Source organism: Nonlabens sp., from assembly GCF_051251825.1.
Taxonomy (GTDB): Bacteria; Bacteroidota; Bacteroidia; order Flavobacteriales; family Flavobacteriaceae; genus Nonlabens.
Genome location: NZ_JBPOGG010000005.1, coordinates 70159 through 85965, shown reverse-complemented (window position 1 = coordinate 85965; position 15807 = coordinate 70159). Strand labels below are relative to the sequence as shown.

At 37.3% G+C, this 15807-nt stretch carries 14 protein-coding genes; 1 reads left to right on the top strand and 13 read right to left on the bottom strand.

The features are described 5' to 3' along the window. Positions 1 to 7: 7 nt before the first annotated feature. From ACSHWW_RS08020 to recQ, 13 genes are all read right to left on the bottom strand, one after another. Positions 8 to 1483 carry a TolC family protein gene (locus tag ACSHWW_RS08020; RefSeq protein WP_435681919.1) on the bottom strand — a complete coding sequence of 492 codons (1476 nt, stop codon included), beginning with the start codon at positions 1481 to 1483 and terminating at the stop codon, positions 8 to 10. After that, the gene (locus ACSHWW_RS08015; RefSeq protein ID WP_435681918.1) at positions 1461 to 2816 is read right to left on the bottom strand and encodes an HlyD family secretion protein; all 1356 of its coding nucleotides are present in this window, start codon (positions 2814 to 2816) and stop codon (positions 1461 to 1463) included. Before ACSHWW_RS08015 ends, ACSHWW_RS08020 begins: the two co-directional genes overlap by 23 nt. A 6-nt stretch (positions 2817 to 2822) precedes the next feature. Continuing rightward, positions 2823 to 4496 carry a peptidase domain-containing ABC transporter gene (locus ACSHWW_RS08010; protein ID WP_435681917.1) on the bottom strand — a complete coding sequence of 558 codons (1674 nt, stop codon included), beginning with the start codon at positions 4494 to 4496 and terminating at the stop codon, positions 2823 to 2825. 3 nt (positions 4497 to 4499) lie between these two features. Further along, on the bottom strand, positions 4500 to 5171 hold the full coding sequence (locus ACSHWW_RS08005) for a TetR/AcrR family transcriptional regulator (protein WP_435681916.1): 672 nt from the start codon (positions 5169 to 5171) through the stop codon (positions 4500 to 4502). A 152-nt stretch (positions 5172 to 5323) separates the two neighbouring features. Further along, a complete protein-coding gene (locus ACSHWW_RS08000) occupies positions 5324 to 5599 on the bottom strand; it encodes an ATP-dependent Clp protease adaptor ClpS (protein ID WP_435681915.1) in 276 nt (91 codons plus the stop codon). A gap of 60 nt (positions 5600 to 5659) precedes the next feature. Further along, entirely contained in the window at positions 5660 to 6511 is an 852-nt protein-coding gene (gene prmA, locus ACSHWW_RS07995; RefSeq protein ID WP_435681914.1) for a 50S ribosomal protein L11 methyltransferase, read from the bottom strand. Beyond that, positions 6501 to 7085, bottom strand: a complete 585-nt coding sequence (locus ACSHWW_RS07990; protein ID WP_435681913.1) for a DUF1287 domain-containing protein — start codon at positions 7083 to 7085, stop codon at positions 6501 to 6503. The genes prmA and ACSHWW_RS07990 overlap by 11 nt, the downstream gene beginning before the upstream one ends. Beyond that, positions 7075 to 7827, bottom strand: coding sequence for a triose-phosphate isomerase (gene tpiA, locus ACSHWW_RS07985; protein ID WP_435681912.1), 753 nt, complete (start codon positions 7825 to 7827; stop codon positions 7075 to 7077). Before tpiA ends, ACSHWW_RS07990 begins: the two co-directional genes overlap by 11 nt. A gap of 22 nt (positions 7828 to 7849) precedes the next feature. Beyond that, positions 7850 to 8926 carry an ABC transporter permease gene (locus ACSHWW_RS07980; RefSeq protein WP_435681911.1) on the bottom strand — a complete coding sequence of 359 codons (1077 nt, stop codon included), beginning with the start codon at positions 8924 to 8926 and terminating at the stop codon, positions 7850 to 7852. Beyond that, a complete protein-coding gene (locus tag ACSHWW_RS07975) occupies positions 8923 to 10014 on the bottom strand; it encodes a BT_3928 family protein (RefSeq protein WP_435681910.1) in 1092 nt (363 codons plus the stop codon). The genes ACSHWW_RS07980 and ACSHWW_RS07975 overlap by 4 nt, the downstream gene beginning before the upstream one ends. Before the next feature lie 661 nt (positions 10015 to 10675). Next, entirely contained in the window at positions 10676 to 11608 is a 933-nt protein-coding gene (locus ACSHWW_RS07970) for a peptidylprolyl isomerase (protein WP_435681909.1), read from the bottom strand. 134 nt (positions 11609 to 11742) lie between these two features. Next, positions 11743 to 12321: a hypothetical protein gene (locus ACSHWW_RS07965; RefSeq protein WP_435681908.1), complete on the bottom strand. Its 579-nt coding sequence runs from the start codon at positions 12319 to 12321 to the stop codon at positions 11743 to 11745. A gap of 238 nt (positions 12322 to 12559) precedes the next feature. Continuing rightward, entirely contained in the window at positions 12560 to 14755 is a 2196-nt protein-coding gene (recQ, locus tag ACSHWW_RS07960; protein ID WP_435681907.1) for a DNA helicase RecQ, read from the bottom strand. A gap of 85 nt (positions 14756 to 14840) precedes the next feature. Here recQ and ACSHWW_RS07955 point away from each other — a divergent pair, with 85 nt between their 5' ends. Next, positions 14841 to 15806 (top strand): KpsF/GutQ family sugar-phosphate isomerase, encoded by a 966-nt coding sequence (locus ACSHWW_RS07955; protein WP_435681906.1) that lies wholly within the window; start codon positions 14841 to 14843, stop codon positions 15804 to 15806. Position 15807: the final 1 nt, after the last annotated feature.

The window sequence follows — 15807 nt, the reverse complement described above, 5'->3', positions numbered from 1 at the left end:
CTACACGCTATAAATTCTCAGGCATTACTGCTAGACTCTTGAATAGGTTAGCTTTTGAGATAAAAAGTTTTTTAAAAGTATTTATTTCCTTAAGCTTAGAGTCTATTAATTTTATCTCACGACTATTAATCAAGAATAATGAACTTTCACCTAATTCAAACTTACGCTCTTCTCCAGTTAACATGATTTGAGAAGATTCTACGATTCCGTTAATCATTTTCACCTGAGTTTTATAAGAATCTAACTCGTTAAAAATACTGGTTACTTTATTTTTAATTTCTAATTGGGTTGCTGCAAGGTCGTATTGAGCATCGGCGATTTTAATGTTTGCTAGTCTTAAATCACCACGTTCTTTTCTTAAAAACAACGGCATTGAGAAGGTAATTCCTCCTTTATAATTTGCGGTTTGAAAACTATTGAATTCATTCCACTCTGGTGAAATAAAATTGTAATCCAAAGTTAATTTAGGTAACAATTTATTTGCTTTCAGTCTTCTATCTATATCGAGTTGATCAATTTTAAAGTTGAGAGAACGCAACTTAGGATGATTATCCACGGTAAATTCACTTAACGCAAATCCAAATATCTCTAGTGTTGCATCAATCTCCTCATCAAGCGCCGCTTGCGGAATAATATTGGTTTGCAATTCAACTGGAACATCATTCAGCCATAAAAAATTTGCGAGTTCTAGTCGTTGTTTTACTAATTGCACTCGAGCTTGTTCTCTACTAAGAGCGCGGTTTTGAGCAGCTATTCCAGCCTCTACCGTATCTATTGCTGCTTTATCTCCTGCACGCACACTGCTTTTTACAGCCTGTAACCTAATTTGAGCATTATCATAAAACTGATCATAAACTTTATATTCCTCATATATTTCCCACCATTTAAAATATGCTAACGCTGCTTCATACAGCACCGCATTTACTAATAAGTCACGATCTACTAGAGTTTGCTGATTGTAAATTTTGGCCTTTCTTAAGGTCGCCATACGGTCATTAATTAATAAACCTTGACCTAGATTTACACTTACTCCAGCGCTGTAGAGTCCATCATCTGGAACCGTATTTGAAGGATCCAGGAACGTTCCTTCATTACGTTCTACTCCAGCTTTAAATTCCACTCCATAATACGTCGGTATTTTAAACATACCGTTTAATTGGTCGTAGTATTCGGTTCCTTTAAACTCTTTACGATCATAATCTACCTCAATCTTTGGGTCAAATCCACCACGAGAACGCAGCAAATTTGCTTGTCCAGCATCGATGAGTAGTTGCGCTTGTTTTGCGATAGGATGATGCGCTTTTACAAAACCCATGTATTCCTTAAAACTCATCTCAGTAGAATCCAGCGCAACGGTAGGTTGCTGTAGGTTGTTTTGAATACGCTTTCGCGAAAGCGGACTCTCAACAATCATAGCACTCATTAATAAACCACTGAGCAATCCTATGACAAGTAGTAAATTACTTCTTTTTCTTAGTGGCATCTTTATCATTTTTAGGCTGATAATAATTAGGTGGGAAACCATTCAAGCGTCGCCACAACTCATACCAAATAGGAACATCTTCCAGCAACGCAATCGTGTAAGCACCTGAACCAGCGCGCAATGCGCTAGGCCATGGATGATCATCCTCATCTGGCGCGAGTAAAACTCTGTACTTTCCATTATCACTTATAAAGGTTTCTACGGCGACCACTTTTGCACCATAGGTTCCATAAGAAACGTTAGGCCAACCTGAAAATACGATAGCAGGCCAGCCATCAAACTGGACGCGCACTTCCTCTCCAAGATGAATCAATGGCAAGTCTAGAGGCTCGACAAAAGTCTCAACAGCAAGGTCATAGTCTGCAGGCATGACGTTAACTAGCGGTTGTCCTTCTTTAAATGATTCTCCTATTCCACCAATTATAGCTTTATTTATGTAACCGTTTTGTGGTGCGGTGATGAAATAAAGGTCGTTACGCATTTGATAATTAGTACGTGCATTTTCTAGTTTAGAAACTTCAGCCTCAGAGTCTGACTGGCTAGAACGAGCTGTGAATTGATCGCTTCTCGCTTTGGCAATTTTTTCTGCATACTCTTGCTGGATGCGATTTAAATCAATTTGAGCGTTTATAATTTCGTTGCGACTAGTGAGTAATTTATTCTCTTGAGAGATTAATTTAGCTTCAGTTTCTTGCGTTTTTAATCTCTTTTGCTCGACCTCAGTCATAGGCTTTAGGCCTTCGTTATTTAAAGTTTGAGCACGTTCCAATTGTGTTTGTGCAATTTTTAAGTTGGTTTGAGCTGCGATAAAATCTATGCTATCACTTTTTGCCTTTAACTTAGACTGCATTAATTTATTACGTCCTTGTTCTAGTTTCAACTGGCGTTCTTGAGAAAGAGCACTTATTTGATTTTCAAGAGCTTTTACCTTTTCTCCATAAGAGGAAACTGTCATAGTTTTAGCATCAATTTGCTGACCAGTACGCTCGACAATATTAGGATCAAAATATTCACTCTTGACTTCACTAATGCGAAGTATGGTATCACCTTTTGCAACATAATCACCTTCACGCACGTGCCATTGTTCAATTCTACCTGGAATAGTAGATTGAATAGTTTGTGGGCGCTGATCTGGTGTTAATGTGGTAACATAACCGTTACCATTCACATTTTGCGTCCATGGTAGGAATAATATAATTATACAAGCTATTGCTGCTCCTGCAATAAATCTATTAAAGTATTTATAATGTTTGCGTTCTAGCACTCTTTTACCTGACCTATATTTTTTAAGATCAAGCCTCTCCACTAGTTCTGTTTGAGAAATATTAAGCATGCTCTTTTATTTATTTTCAATTAATTTACCGTGATCTAAGGTGATCACACGACTACATTTGCTCAGCCAATCTTGATTTTGGCTAACTACTAATAGTGACCAACCATTACTTTTATCAGTCAAGAAATCCATGATACGGACACTTTCTAATTCATCAAATTGATCTAACGGATCCTTGAGAAGCAACATCTTTGGTTTACGTACGATGCTGCGAGCTAATACAATTTTCTTTGAAACTGTGTAAGAGAGCTGTTTACCTTCTGGAAAAAGGACTGTTTTTAATCCGAGAGGTAGTTTTTTCAAGAATTCATTAAGTCCTACTTTTTCAAGAGCCCAGTACACATCTTCATCTGTAACTTCAGTATTTCCAAAAGTGATATTCTCTCTCAACGTTCCTTCAAATGGAGTTTCCTCAGTAAGTGATTGCCCTAAATGTGATCTATAATAATTGAGATTCACACCTCTCAAATCTGTATTATTGATATAAATGTTTCCATTTGTAGGTTCTACAATTCCAGCAATAAGTCTCAACAATGTTGCTTTACCACTACCATTTGCACCTCGTAATGCGATGGTACAGGTAGAAGATATGCTCAAACTTACATTATCTATAATAGGTAAGGTTCTTCCTGGCACCTCATAAGAAACGTGTTCTAGGTCTACTTTATAATTCTCATTTTCTTTAAATGGTTTTTCTCCATCTAGCGGCTCTAGTTCCTTATCGACAACGTTACCTAATTTCTCTAATGAAGTAAGAACATCATAAACTGATTCTAGACCAGTAATTAACTTTTCAACTGCAGCGATAATGATAAGTATAATAAGCTCAGCGGCAACAAACTGACCTATATTCATTTCCTGACTCAATACTAAAATCCCACCTATAAGTAATAATCCTGCAGTTACAAGAACCTTAAAACCTATCATTTGTGTAAACTGACTGATCAATACGTTAAAATGCTTTTCTCTATATTTTAAATACTGAGATGTCAACTCATCATTTTTATCAACAGCAAGAGTGGTTTTACCAGATAGTTTAAAACTCACTATGGAACGTGCCACTTCTTGTAACCAGTGTGCCACTTTATATTTGCTTTGGGATTCCATTAAACTACTATCAAGTCCTTTCTGGGCCGTAAATTTGAATAGAATATAAACCAGCAACACAAGTAGAAATCCATAAATAATAAAGAATGGATGATAAAAAGAAAGTAAAACCAGTCCAAATATAATTTGCAATAAAGCAGTAGGATAATCCACTAAAATCTTAGAAAGACTTTTTTGGATCGTCAAAGTATCAAAAAATCGATTTGCCAGCTCTGGCGGATAAATTCCGTGCAGCTCGCTCATTTTTATTTTAGGAAAGCGATAAGCAAATTCAAATGAGGAACGAGTGAAAATCTTCTGTTGAATATTTTCTGTAATTCTTATTTGCATGAGCTGTAAAACTCCTCCAAAGGCGACTCCTAATGTTACAAGTATTACTAGTATAATCCAAGATGTACTCATTTGAGCACCTTGAATTAGGTTAATAATTGCCTGTATACCAAGAGGTAAAGACAACCCTACCAGTCCTGCAAAAATCGCATAGTAAAAGATTTGTCTAACGTCCTTTTTATCAAGCTTGAGCATTCTTACCAAACGCTGCCAAGCTGTTAAAATATTTTTTTGTGTAGCCATTTCTTATTTTAAAGTTTGGAATACTAAATGTTTGAAATAGTCAGTAGGTGATACTTGATCATTACAGTCTGTCATCTTCTTAAAATGATCTTTTAAAAAATGTTGATGTAATGCTCCTTCTAATATGGTACTACTAAGTGAAGAAGGATAAGGGTAGTTCTCATTAACTGCGAGTATCATATCCTTAACGCGCTCTACTAATCGCTTATAAATTGTGAAATAGCCATTTTTATTCTCTTCGTCCACTTCTTTAGTGAGGTATGACTTTGAATACTCTGCAATGACAATTTTATTAAGCAATACTTCATCAATGTGCTCAAACTTTGAATCAAACTGAGTAGGTTGTGTGATTATTTCAACAGCACGAGTTAAACGTTCTACAGGCTGGACTATCCTTATAGTATCTATTACTAGTTGATATTCTAACCAGCCCCAATACCATGAAGTTAGATACAATAAAAGCTTGTGTTTATTCTCAAAATACCTGTAAACAGAACTTTCATTAGAACTTATCTTTTTACCTAATTTTTTAAAGGTAAACTGCTCAAAACCCATTTCATGGATCATCTCAATGCTGTTGCTAATGATACGTTGTCCCAGCTCAGACGATTCTGGATCTTTAATGAAGATCTTGTCGTTAATTTGTACTTTTAAATTTTGCAGTAATCGATCCATAGTAATTGTATTACACTACAATACTAATAGCAATACTATTAACGTCAATATACTTTTGATAATATTTAACAGTTTAACTGTTATTCAGAAAAAATTAAGCATAAAAAAACCTGAGAAATCACAGGTCTTAGTCATTATAAAATAAAAAGTTTTTATTCAATCTCAGCTGTTAAACCAGCTTCAAGTAGCGTAGTACATCGTGGTTTTAAATCATCATATGAACCTGTTTTCACACTACATTTCCCTTTATAATGCACGATCATAGAGCACTGCTCAGCTTGGATAGGTGTGTGATCACAAGCTGCTACCAGCATGTCTATGACATGGTCAAAGGTGTTCACCTCATCATTATAAAGAATAATTTTATTCTCTATTTGTTCCAGCACATCAACTTCGGACTCTGGAGCTACTTTTTCTTTTGTACTCATAATCATCATATTACAAAGATATAAAAGATATTATTTATTAAATTAAAAGTCTCTTAAAGTTTAATTCTTTACCATTTTTAATCCTACCCAATTATCTCTCACTATGTGTGAGTCGTACTGGATACCTACTTTATTACAAGCTTGTTTAATTAATTCTAGATCTTCAGTATAGAAACCAGAGAAAAGAATTGTTCCACCAGATTTAAGACTATTTGCATAACGTGGAATGTCTTGAAGAAGTATATTTCTATTAATATTTGCGATTATAAAATCATACAATTTACAATCGAGTTGTTCAGCGCCGCCTAAGATAACTCGCACCTTATCTGCCTTATTACGTTCCACATTTTCAAGCGCATTTTCATAACACCATGTGTCGATATCTATGGCGTCCACAGCTGTTGCACCACGCATTTGAGCTAGAATTCCCAGCACGCCAGTTCCACTTCCCATGTCGAGAACTGACAATCCAGATAGATCTTCTTTTAATAAATGCTGGATCATCATGTGTGTAGTTTGATGATGACCAGTCCCGAAACTCATCTTTGGCTCAATTACGATATCATATTCCACGCCAGTCGGTTCGTGAAATGGTGCTCTCACCTCGCAGCGATTGTCCACGGTAATCGGGTCAAAATTCTTCTCCCATTCTGCGTTCCAGTTTGTTGGTGGTATTTCCGCTTTCGCGAAAGCGATATCAACCAGCTTACTACTCATCACATCTACATTTTCAAGAATATGATCTGTGTCCAGCGACTGCAACACGTAACCTGTAACTCCAGTATCTGTCTCCACAAAACTCTCAAAACCTACCTCGCCAAGTTGAGCAATTAAGATGTCATTCCAAGGCTCTAACGGCTTGATTGTGAATTGATATTCTATATAAATTTGATCTGTAACGCTATCGCTCATATCTGTAATGTCCTGTTATTTTAAATTGAAAAAGGCAATCTTCATAGACCTGTCCAGCGCCTATGTTGTGCACCATATAAAATCGGTTTGTATCGGGCACTTTCTTATCGCTTACTATTCCTATGTGAGTCAATCCGTTTGAGAGTACCCAACTTACTACGTCACCAGGTTTATAATCTGAGTCGTTTTTTGTGACTGATTGAGAAGCATTGTGCCTTTCAAAAAATCGTCTCAAGTTAGGGACACGTCTGTGATCTATGTTTTTATCAGTTCCTCGCAGTCCCCAGTTTTGTGGATAAGCGCTGAAATGTGCTTTCATATCCTCATGAACTTCCTTTTGAAGATCGATATTTAGCTTGCGATAAGCTCTTATGATAACGTCTGTACAAACTCCATACCCTACTGGCACATCACCGTTAGGATAATCTATTGAAAAATAAGCACCATTATAAATGACCTCATCATTTGTGAGCTGACTTGCGGCTTTTGCAAGTTTCCACCCAAAATCAGTCTGACTTATTCCTAAAAAAGGAAGAAGTAATAAGAGACTTAAAATGAGTTTTCTAGAAAGCATCGGCAATTGCGAGGAATGATGCTGCGTCTAAAGATGCTCCACCTACTAATCCACCATCTACGTCTGGCTTTGCAAAAATCTCAGCAGCGTTTGCTGGTTTTACACTTCCACCATATAGAATACTCGTATGATTAGCAGTCATGTCACCATATTTTGCTTGCACAAATGATCTGATCTCTGCATGCATATCTTGAGCTTGCTCTGGACTTGCCGTTTCTCCAGTTCCTATCGCCCATACAGGTTCATAAGCAATAACTATTTGTTCCATTTGAGAAGCGCTCAGCTGGAATAATCCTTTCTCAATTTGAGAAGTTACAGTGCTCACATGATTTCCTGCTTTGCGTTGTTCTAGATGTTCTCCACAACAAAAGATAACACGCATTCCTTTTTCTACAGCTGCTTTAGTTTTTGCAGCAAGCAATTCGTCTGTTTCACCATAAGTATCTCTTCTTTCAGAATGACCTATGATTACTGTCTTAACGCCTACGCTTTGCAACATATCAATAGATACCTCACCTGTGAAAGCTCCTTTTTCTTGTTCGCTTACATTTTGAGCTACCACTTCTATAGGAGTATCAAGGGTACTATTAAATGCTGGATATAAACATGGATGCGATGGTGCGATCATCAACTCACAATTATAATCTGCTTTAAGTGCTTTTCTCAATTCACCTATTAAGTCTTGTGTCATGGGTAAATCACAATTCATTTTCCAGTTTCCTGCAACTATGTTTTTTCTCATTTTGCTGTTTTTAAAGTAAGTGTTAATCCAGTTTCACTCTAGGATCGAGCCAAACGTAAATCACATCTACAAAGATATTGATTATTATAAAGAGTGTGGCAATTACTAACACTGCTCCTGTAATTACTGGAAGATCAAGTGTATTGAGTGCTTCTACAATCTCTTTACCTAATCCATTCCAGTTAAATATATACTCTACAAACACAGCTCCTGCTAGCATGCTGGCAAACCAACCACTTACAGCAGTAACTACCGGATTGAGTGCATTTTTAAACGCATGCTTTTTAAATACCTGTAAAATGGTTAATCCTTTTGCATAAGCCGTAGTGATGTATTCTTGTCCCATAACTTCCAGCAAACTATTACGCATTAACTGAGTGATTACGGCAAGTGGTCTTATTCCTAAAACTACCGCTGGCAGGATTAAATTGCGCCATTGAATGTGCATCGCCTCACCATAATCATCCATTTCATAAAGACTACCACTCATATTTAATCCAGTCGCTTCATGCAACACATAACCAAATAGAAAGGCAAATAATATTGCACTAAAAAAAGACGGCACACTCATTCCCATTGTGCTTACCACCTGAATTAATTTATCCAACCAGCCATCTCTATATAACGCTGAAATTACTCCTAGAAACAAACCTAAAAATAGTGCTACGCTTATCGCTGCAACAGCGAGAATCATAGTATTAGGTAATGTCTCACTGATCACGGCACTTACATTTTTACCTGTTTTTTGGAAAGACTGCCTGAGGTAAGGCCACTTTAACACAGTTTGTGTTTCTCCTATGGTAAAGAGTGCTACTGCGCTGTATTTAGAACTATCATCATGCGTGAAATCTCCAGCATCAGTACTATGAAAAGATAGCGGTGATAAATCATTTAAGAAATATAAATACTGCGTTCCCAGCGACTGGTCAAAACCGTATTTATGTTTCACAATCGCAAGTTGTTCTGCGCTCTCATTTTGTCCCATCATCATTTGCGCTGGATCACCAGGTAACATATAAAACAATAAGAAAACTACCGTTACAACTCCATAAAGAGTCAATAACGCATAGCCTAGCTTGCGCAGGACATAAGTTATCATAGCTCTAACTTCTCCACATCATTCCAGTGAGATTTTGCCACGATAGTTCCTTTATCTAGCAATACTATTCCTGGACTAGAACGTATGATTGTTTTAAGAGCAGTAGCATCAGTAACATAAAACGTGGTTTCAAAACCATACTTTTTCATTACTTCTTGCGCTTGTGAATCTGGCGAGGAGCTTAGTGCCAGTACTTCATAACCAGCACTTTCTGCACGATCTATAAAGGCATTCATTTTATATAGCCCATCACTTTCGGCGAGGCTCAAATTATAGGTGATAATTAATGCAATTTTTTCTTTAGATAGAATATCTGTTGTAAAATCTTCTCCGTTTCTTTCTATCGAGAAATCATGAATAGGTGGCACAAAGCCTTTTTCAAGTAATCTAGGTTCTACCTTATCGTATTTAGGATAACCGCTTGGTGGCGCACCATCAGTAGATACTATTTCCTCTTTTCCGTCTATGGTATAATACCAGTCATAAGTATAAACGTCTGGTCGGTTAGGATCTTCGGCCATTCCTTCTTCAATATTCACACCTACTTTGTAAGCTCTGAAATCTAGGATAGGTAAATGCATCAACACGTAATATGCAATTGCAAAACAGATTATGGTTACTGCGAGCACGATGTATTTTAATTTCGCTTTCGCGAAAAGCGGTTGAATATACTTCATGTTAAAAAACATAATCACAATCATAATCGTGAGAATAACGTCCTTTATAAAGGATTCAAACGGCACTAATGGAATCGCATCACCGAAGCAACCACAGTCAGTTACTTTATCAAACGCCCAAGAATAGAAAGTTAAAAAGGTGAAGAATACAATCATTAATAATAGTGACCAAATCGTAAATTTCTTCTGAAAACCGATAAGTAACATCACTCCTAAAACAACTTCAAAAACAACTAAAAATATAGCAAGTGGTAATGCCAGAGGCTGCAAAAACTCCAAACCTAAAACCGCTGCACTAAAATATTCATCCAGCTTGTAAGAGAATCCTAAAGGATCATTAACCTTAATTAATCCACTGAATATAAATAAGATACCTACAAACCATCTACAAAATTGAACTAGTATTTTCATGCTGTATTTTTAGTTGGGTAAATATATGAATTAGCGATGAGTTGTGAGCTTTGGTAAATTTAGTTTATGAGTTTTTTAGGTTGGGTTGTTGGGTTGTTGGGTTGTTGGGTTGTTGGGTTGTTGGGTTGTTGGGTTGTTGGGTTGTTGGGTTGTTGGGTTGTTGGGTTAAAAGAAATGAAGTTTCTATTTGAGCAGCGATCAAGCACAAGTCATTTTCTACATATTTTATTCACAGCTAGGAACTAAAAAGCCGACTTCAGTCGGCGCAATATAAAAACGCCGCAGGCGACAGCATTAATTCACAGCGGCATACTTCAGTTTGCCGGCAGGGAATAAGTACACAATATTTGTAATAACAAGCCGAAACCTTTTCCCTAGCCCTAAAGGGTAGGTTTCTAGGTTGATTATAATATTGTCTGAATGGATCTTAGGGTGGATAATGAGGTGGAATCTTCATTATTCTCCATAATGATCAGATTCCGCATCTAGTGCGGAATGACGAGAAAAAGCCGACTTCAGTCGGCGCAAATAGAAAGAACGCCGCAGGCGACAGTATTAATTCACAGCGGCAGACTTCAGCTTGCCGGCAATGGTTAAAAGCAGCATAAAAAAAGCACCAATTCCTAAAAATTGATGCTTATCAAAATATAATATTGAGGAATTACTTAATTCCTACTAACTCAACGTCAAACACTAAAGTAGCATCTGGTGGAATAACTCCACCTGCACCAGCACTACCATAACCTATGTGAGATGGTATTACTAATCTTGCTTTATCACCTACTTTTAATAATGCGATTCCTTCATCCCATCCAGCGATAACTTGTCCTACTCCTAATTGGAAATCGATAGGTTGTTTGCGTTCAAAACTAGAATCAAATACTTTACCGTTAGGCAACATACCTTTATAGTGAACAGAAACCATTTTGCCTTTTTCGGCTTGTGCTCCACTACCTTCTTGGATAATTTTATAACGTAAACCACTATCTGTTTTATCAAACCCAGCAGCTATTTCATCTAAATCTTGTTCTGCTTGTTTGCGAGCTTGCTCTTCACGTAGTTTTGCAGCTCCTTCAAACTGACGGAACTCTTCAACAGCGTTAAAAGACTGTGCAGCTGCGCCTTCTCTTATAATTTCAAGAGTTTCAATTTTATCACCTTGAGCGATAGCATCTACGACATCTTGACCTTCAATTACTTTCCCAAAAACAGTATGCTTATCATCCAACCAGTCTGTAGCGACATGAGTGATAAAAAACTGAGAGCCATTTGTTCCAGGACCAGCATTTGCCATACTCAATACTCCAGGACCATCGTGACGTAATTCTGGATGGAATTCATCATCAAATTTATATCCAGGACCACCAGCACCAGATCCTTGAGGATCACCACCTTGCACCATAAAGTCTGGAATCACTCTGTGAAAAGTTAATCCATCATAGTAAGGAGTTCCTTGTGGTTTTGCATCGTTTTCTAAGTTACCTTCAGCTAGTGCTACAAAGTTCCCTACTGTACCAGGAGTTTTATCGTGGTGTAATTGAACTAGAACAGAGCCTTTGGTTGTGTTGAATTTTGCATAAATACCTTCTTGCATATCTTCTTTTTTTAAGGCTGCAAAGATAGGCAATCAACTTAAAGTCTAGTACATAGCATTCTCATAAATTCCATATAAAAAAACCACCATAACAGAAGTGTTATGGTGGCTATTAAATTTATATCTCGTTGAGATTACTCAGTAGTTGCTCTTTTAAAGAATACTCCATCATCCCAATCGCTGTTATCATCTGGAAAATGACCAAAATCTTGATTATGACTTAAACGGTCTCTCAGATTTACTTGACCACGAGCGGCGATTAATCTACCATTACGATTGTAACGTACTTGTAATCCACCTACTTGATTCAAAACTCCACTTCTATGAGTGTAGTCCATATTGAGATGTCCTATGCGAGCAACTTGTCCACTTGCAAAATAAGAAATACGAGTAGTTCCTATTTTAGTGACTTGACCTTTTCTATTGTATCTCACTGCAGCGCGGCTGCGGTTATAAGAACGTCTATTGCGGTCATACCTACGGTTGCTACTTCTATTACCATAAGTTTGTACTGTACGTGGTAATTCAAATTCTACACGTCCATCTGGAAAGACTGCAAAGTCGATTCCATTGAGAGCAAAAAGAACTGGTTGCGCATTGCGGTAACGTGTTAATTCACCCTTTAAATTGTCTTGACTAGCAAGAACTTCATTTGCCTGAGCAGTAGTCATCATCATTAGACCAGCTGCAATAAAAAGTATCATTTTTTTCATGACTTAAATATTTAGGGTTTTGCCTACTCTATAAGCTTTTCGGCGATCGCTTGTTAGGTAAGTTTCAAATGCCGTGCCATTTTACGCAAACGTTTGCGTAAAATATATATGACTGATTGACAAGCGCCTGTAAATATCTGTTTTATAACGCTTTCGCGAAAGCGAAATAATTTGAAGCTATAAAAAAAGCGCACTTGAAAAAGCACGCTTAATTCTATTTAATACTATAATGATCTACTTAATTTGCCACATCACTTATAAACTTTATACGATATAAACGTAACTCTTCTTCTTCATAATCGCCATCAAATTCTTCCATTGCGTCTTCAATCTTATCACTTTCTGATTCAATAAAATATTCATGCAGTTCTTCTTGTTGATCTTCATCGAGCATTTCATCAATCCAGTAGCCCACATTAAGTCGTGTACCGCTGTAAACAATACTTTCCAGCTCTTCAATGAGCTGATCCATTTCCATACCTTTTGCACTTGCGATATCATCAAAACTTAACTTGCGATCGATACTTGTTATGAAGTAGAGCTTATTCCCAGACTTAGAACCTGTGGATTTTATCACTAAATCATCAGGTCTAGTGATATCGTTATCTTCTACATATCGCTGTATTAATTCCAGAAATTTTGCTCCATACTTTTTGGCCTTTCCTTCTCCTACTCCATGGATATTTGCCATTTCCTCCATGTTAACAGGATACTTAGTAGCCATATCATCTAGTGAAGGATCTTGAAACACCACATAAGGAGGAACGTTCTTTTGTGCTCCTACTTTTTTACGCAATTCCTTGAGCATTTTTACAAGTGCTGTATCTACCGCTCCACCTTGTCCAGCGCCACTTACGGTTGTACTAGCGTTTTCAGGATAAGTGTGATCCTCAGTCATCATAAACGATTTACCGCTTTTCAAAAACTCTTTTCCTGCGTCCAGCAATCTCAAGGTTCCGTAGGATTCTATATCCTTTTTAATATATCGTGCTACAAGAACTTGCCTTATAAGAGCCGTCCAGTAAGATGGCTCCATATCTTTTCCACTACCGAAGAAATCGTGTTGATCTAATTTATGAGAACTTATCATGGCGTTAGATTTACCTACGATAATGTTTACGATGTCCTTAGATTTATAACGTTGTCCTGCTGCTTCAATCACTTGAATTAACTTCTTGACATTATCCACAGCTTCTTTTTGCGGTTTAGGATTGCGCATATTATCATCCATGTTGCCACCTTCACCAGTCTCTGGATCAAACTCTTCTCCAAAATAATGTAAGATAAACTGCCTGCGACTCATACTAGTCTCAGCATATCCTACCATTTCTTGTAATAAGGCATGGCCTATCTCCTGCTCGGCAATAGGTTTTCCTGCCATAAACTTCTCGAGTTTCTCGATGTCTTTATATGAGTAATATGCAAGACATATTCCTTCTCCACCATCACGACCAGCGCGACCAGTTTCTTGATAATAAGATTCTATACTCTTAGGAATATCGTGATGAATTACAAATCGCACATCAGGCTTATCTATTCCCATACCGAAGGCAATCGTAGCAACTACAACATCACAATCTTCCATCAAGAATTTATCTTGGTGCAACACTCGAGTTTTTGCATCTAGTCCAGCGTGATAAGGAACGGCATCTATTCCGTTTACCTGTAATACCTGAGAAAGTTCTTCAACTCGCTTGCGTGATAAACAGTAAACGATTCCGCTTTTTCCTTCGTGAGATTTTATAAATCGTGTAATATCTGCATCTACTTGAGACGTTTTAGGACGTACTTCATAGTAGAGATTAGGTCTATTAAATGAGGCTTGATAAGTAGTTGCATTAGGAATTTGCAAGTTTTTAAGAATATCTTCTTGCACCTTAGGTGTAGCGGTTGCAGTCAGTCCTATAATAGGAATGTGATCATCGATACGATCTATAATCTTGCGCAAGTTGCGATACTCAGGTCTGAAATCGTGTCCCCATTCACTAATACAGTGTGCCTCATCTACGGCTAGGAACGAGATTTTCTCATCTTTTAAGAAATCTACGTACTCATCTTTAGTGAGCGATTCTGGCGCTACGTATAATAATTTAGTAATACCGTTTGAAATATCATCTTTAACTTGCTGTATATCAGTCTTAGATAATGAGGAGTTCAATACATGAGCGACACCATCATGATCGCTTATCCCACGTATAGCATCTACCTGGTTTTTCATTAACGCGATGAGTGGAGAGACTACAATCGCAGTTCCTTCTTGCATTAATGCTGGTAATTGATAACATAAAGATTTCCCACCACCGGTAGGCATGATTACAAAAACGTCTTCCTTGTTAAGGAGCGACGTGATTACTTTTTTCTGTAAACCTCTGAATTGATCAAATCCGAAATACTTCTTTAACTGTTGCTCGAGTCCTGTAGACGATTCTGGCATGGGGCTGTTACGTTTTACTTATCTTTGTAACTTGAAATTTACGATTTTTATCTTTTTCTACAAACCCTAAAACTAAATTACCTTCTTGGACACTGAAAATAATATTTTAGAAGTAGCAAAACGCACGATTCGTATCGAGTCTGCAGCTGTTAAGAACCTTGAAAATAGTTTGGATTCCGCTTTCGCGAAAGCGGTTCAACACATCCATACTGCTCAAGGAAGAGTCATTATCACGGGAATAGGTAAAAGCGCTATCATCGCAATGAAGATTGTAGCAACCATGAATTCAACGGGTACACCTGCCATTTTCATGCATGCTGCCGACGCGATTCACGGTGATTTAGGTATTATCCAAAAGAATGATGTCGTCATATGTATTTCAAAAAGTGGTAACACTCCAGAGATTAAAGTGCTCGTTCCTCTTATAAAGAACTTTGAAAATAAACTCATTGCCATTACTAGTCATAAAGATTCATTTCTAGGTAAGGAAGCAGATTTTGTACTTCACGCACCTATTGAAGAAGAAGCCTGTCCTAATGGACTAGCTCCTACTACGAGTACGACAGCACAATTAGTTGTAGGTGATGCTCTAGCGATTTGCCTTCTTGAGTTAAAAGGATTTACGGACAAAGATTTTGCTCGTTATCACCCAGGTGGTGCGTTAGGTAAAAAACTGTATTTAAGAGTTCAAGAATTAATCGACCAGAATGCAAAACCTCAAGTGAGTTCTAGTAGTTCTTTAAGAGAAGTTATAGTTAACATATCTGAGAACCGACTGGGAATGACCGTTGTTGTAGACAATTCTAAACTTACTGGAATTATTACTGATGGTGATTTAAGACGCATGCTTTCCACAGGTAAAGATATCGATAGTCTTACTGCTGCAGATATAATGAGTACATCTCCCAAAACCATCGCTGCAGACGATATGGCTGTTCAAGCTCGAGAAGTAATGGAAGAACATAACGTTTCTCAACTGGTTGCCGTTGATGAAAACGGTTATGCTGGAGTAGTTCATATTCATGATTTAATCAGAGAAGGAATTTTATAAC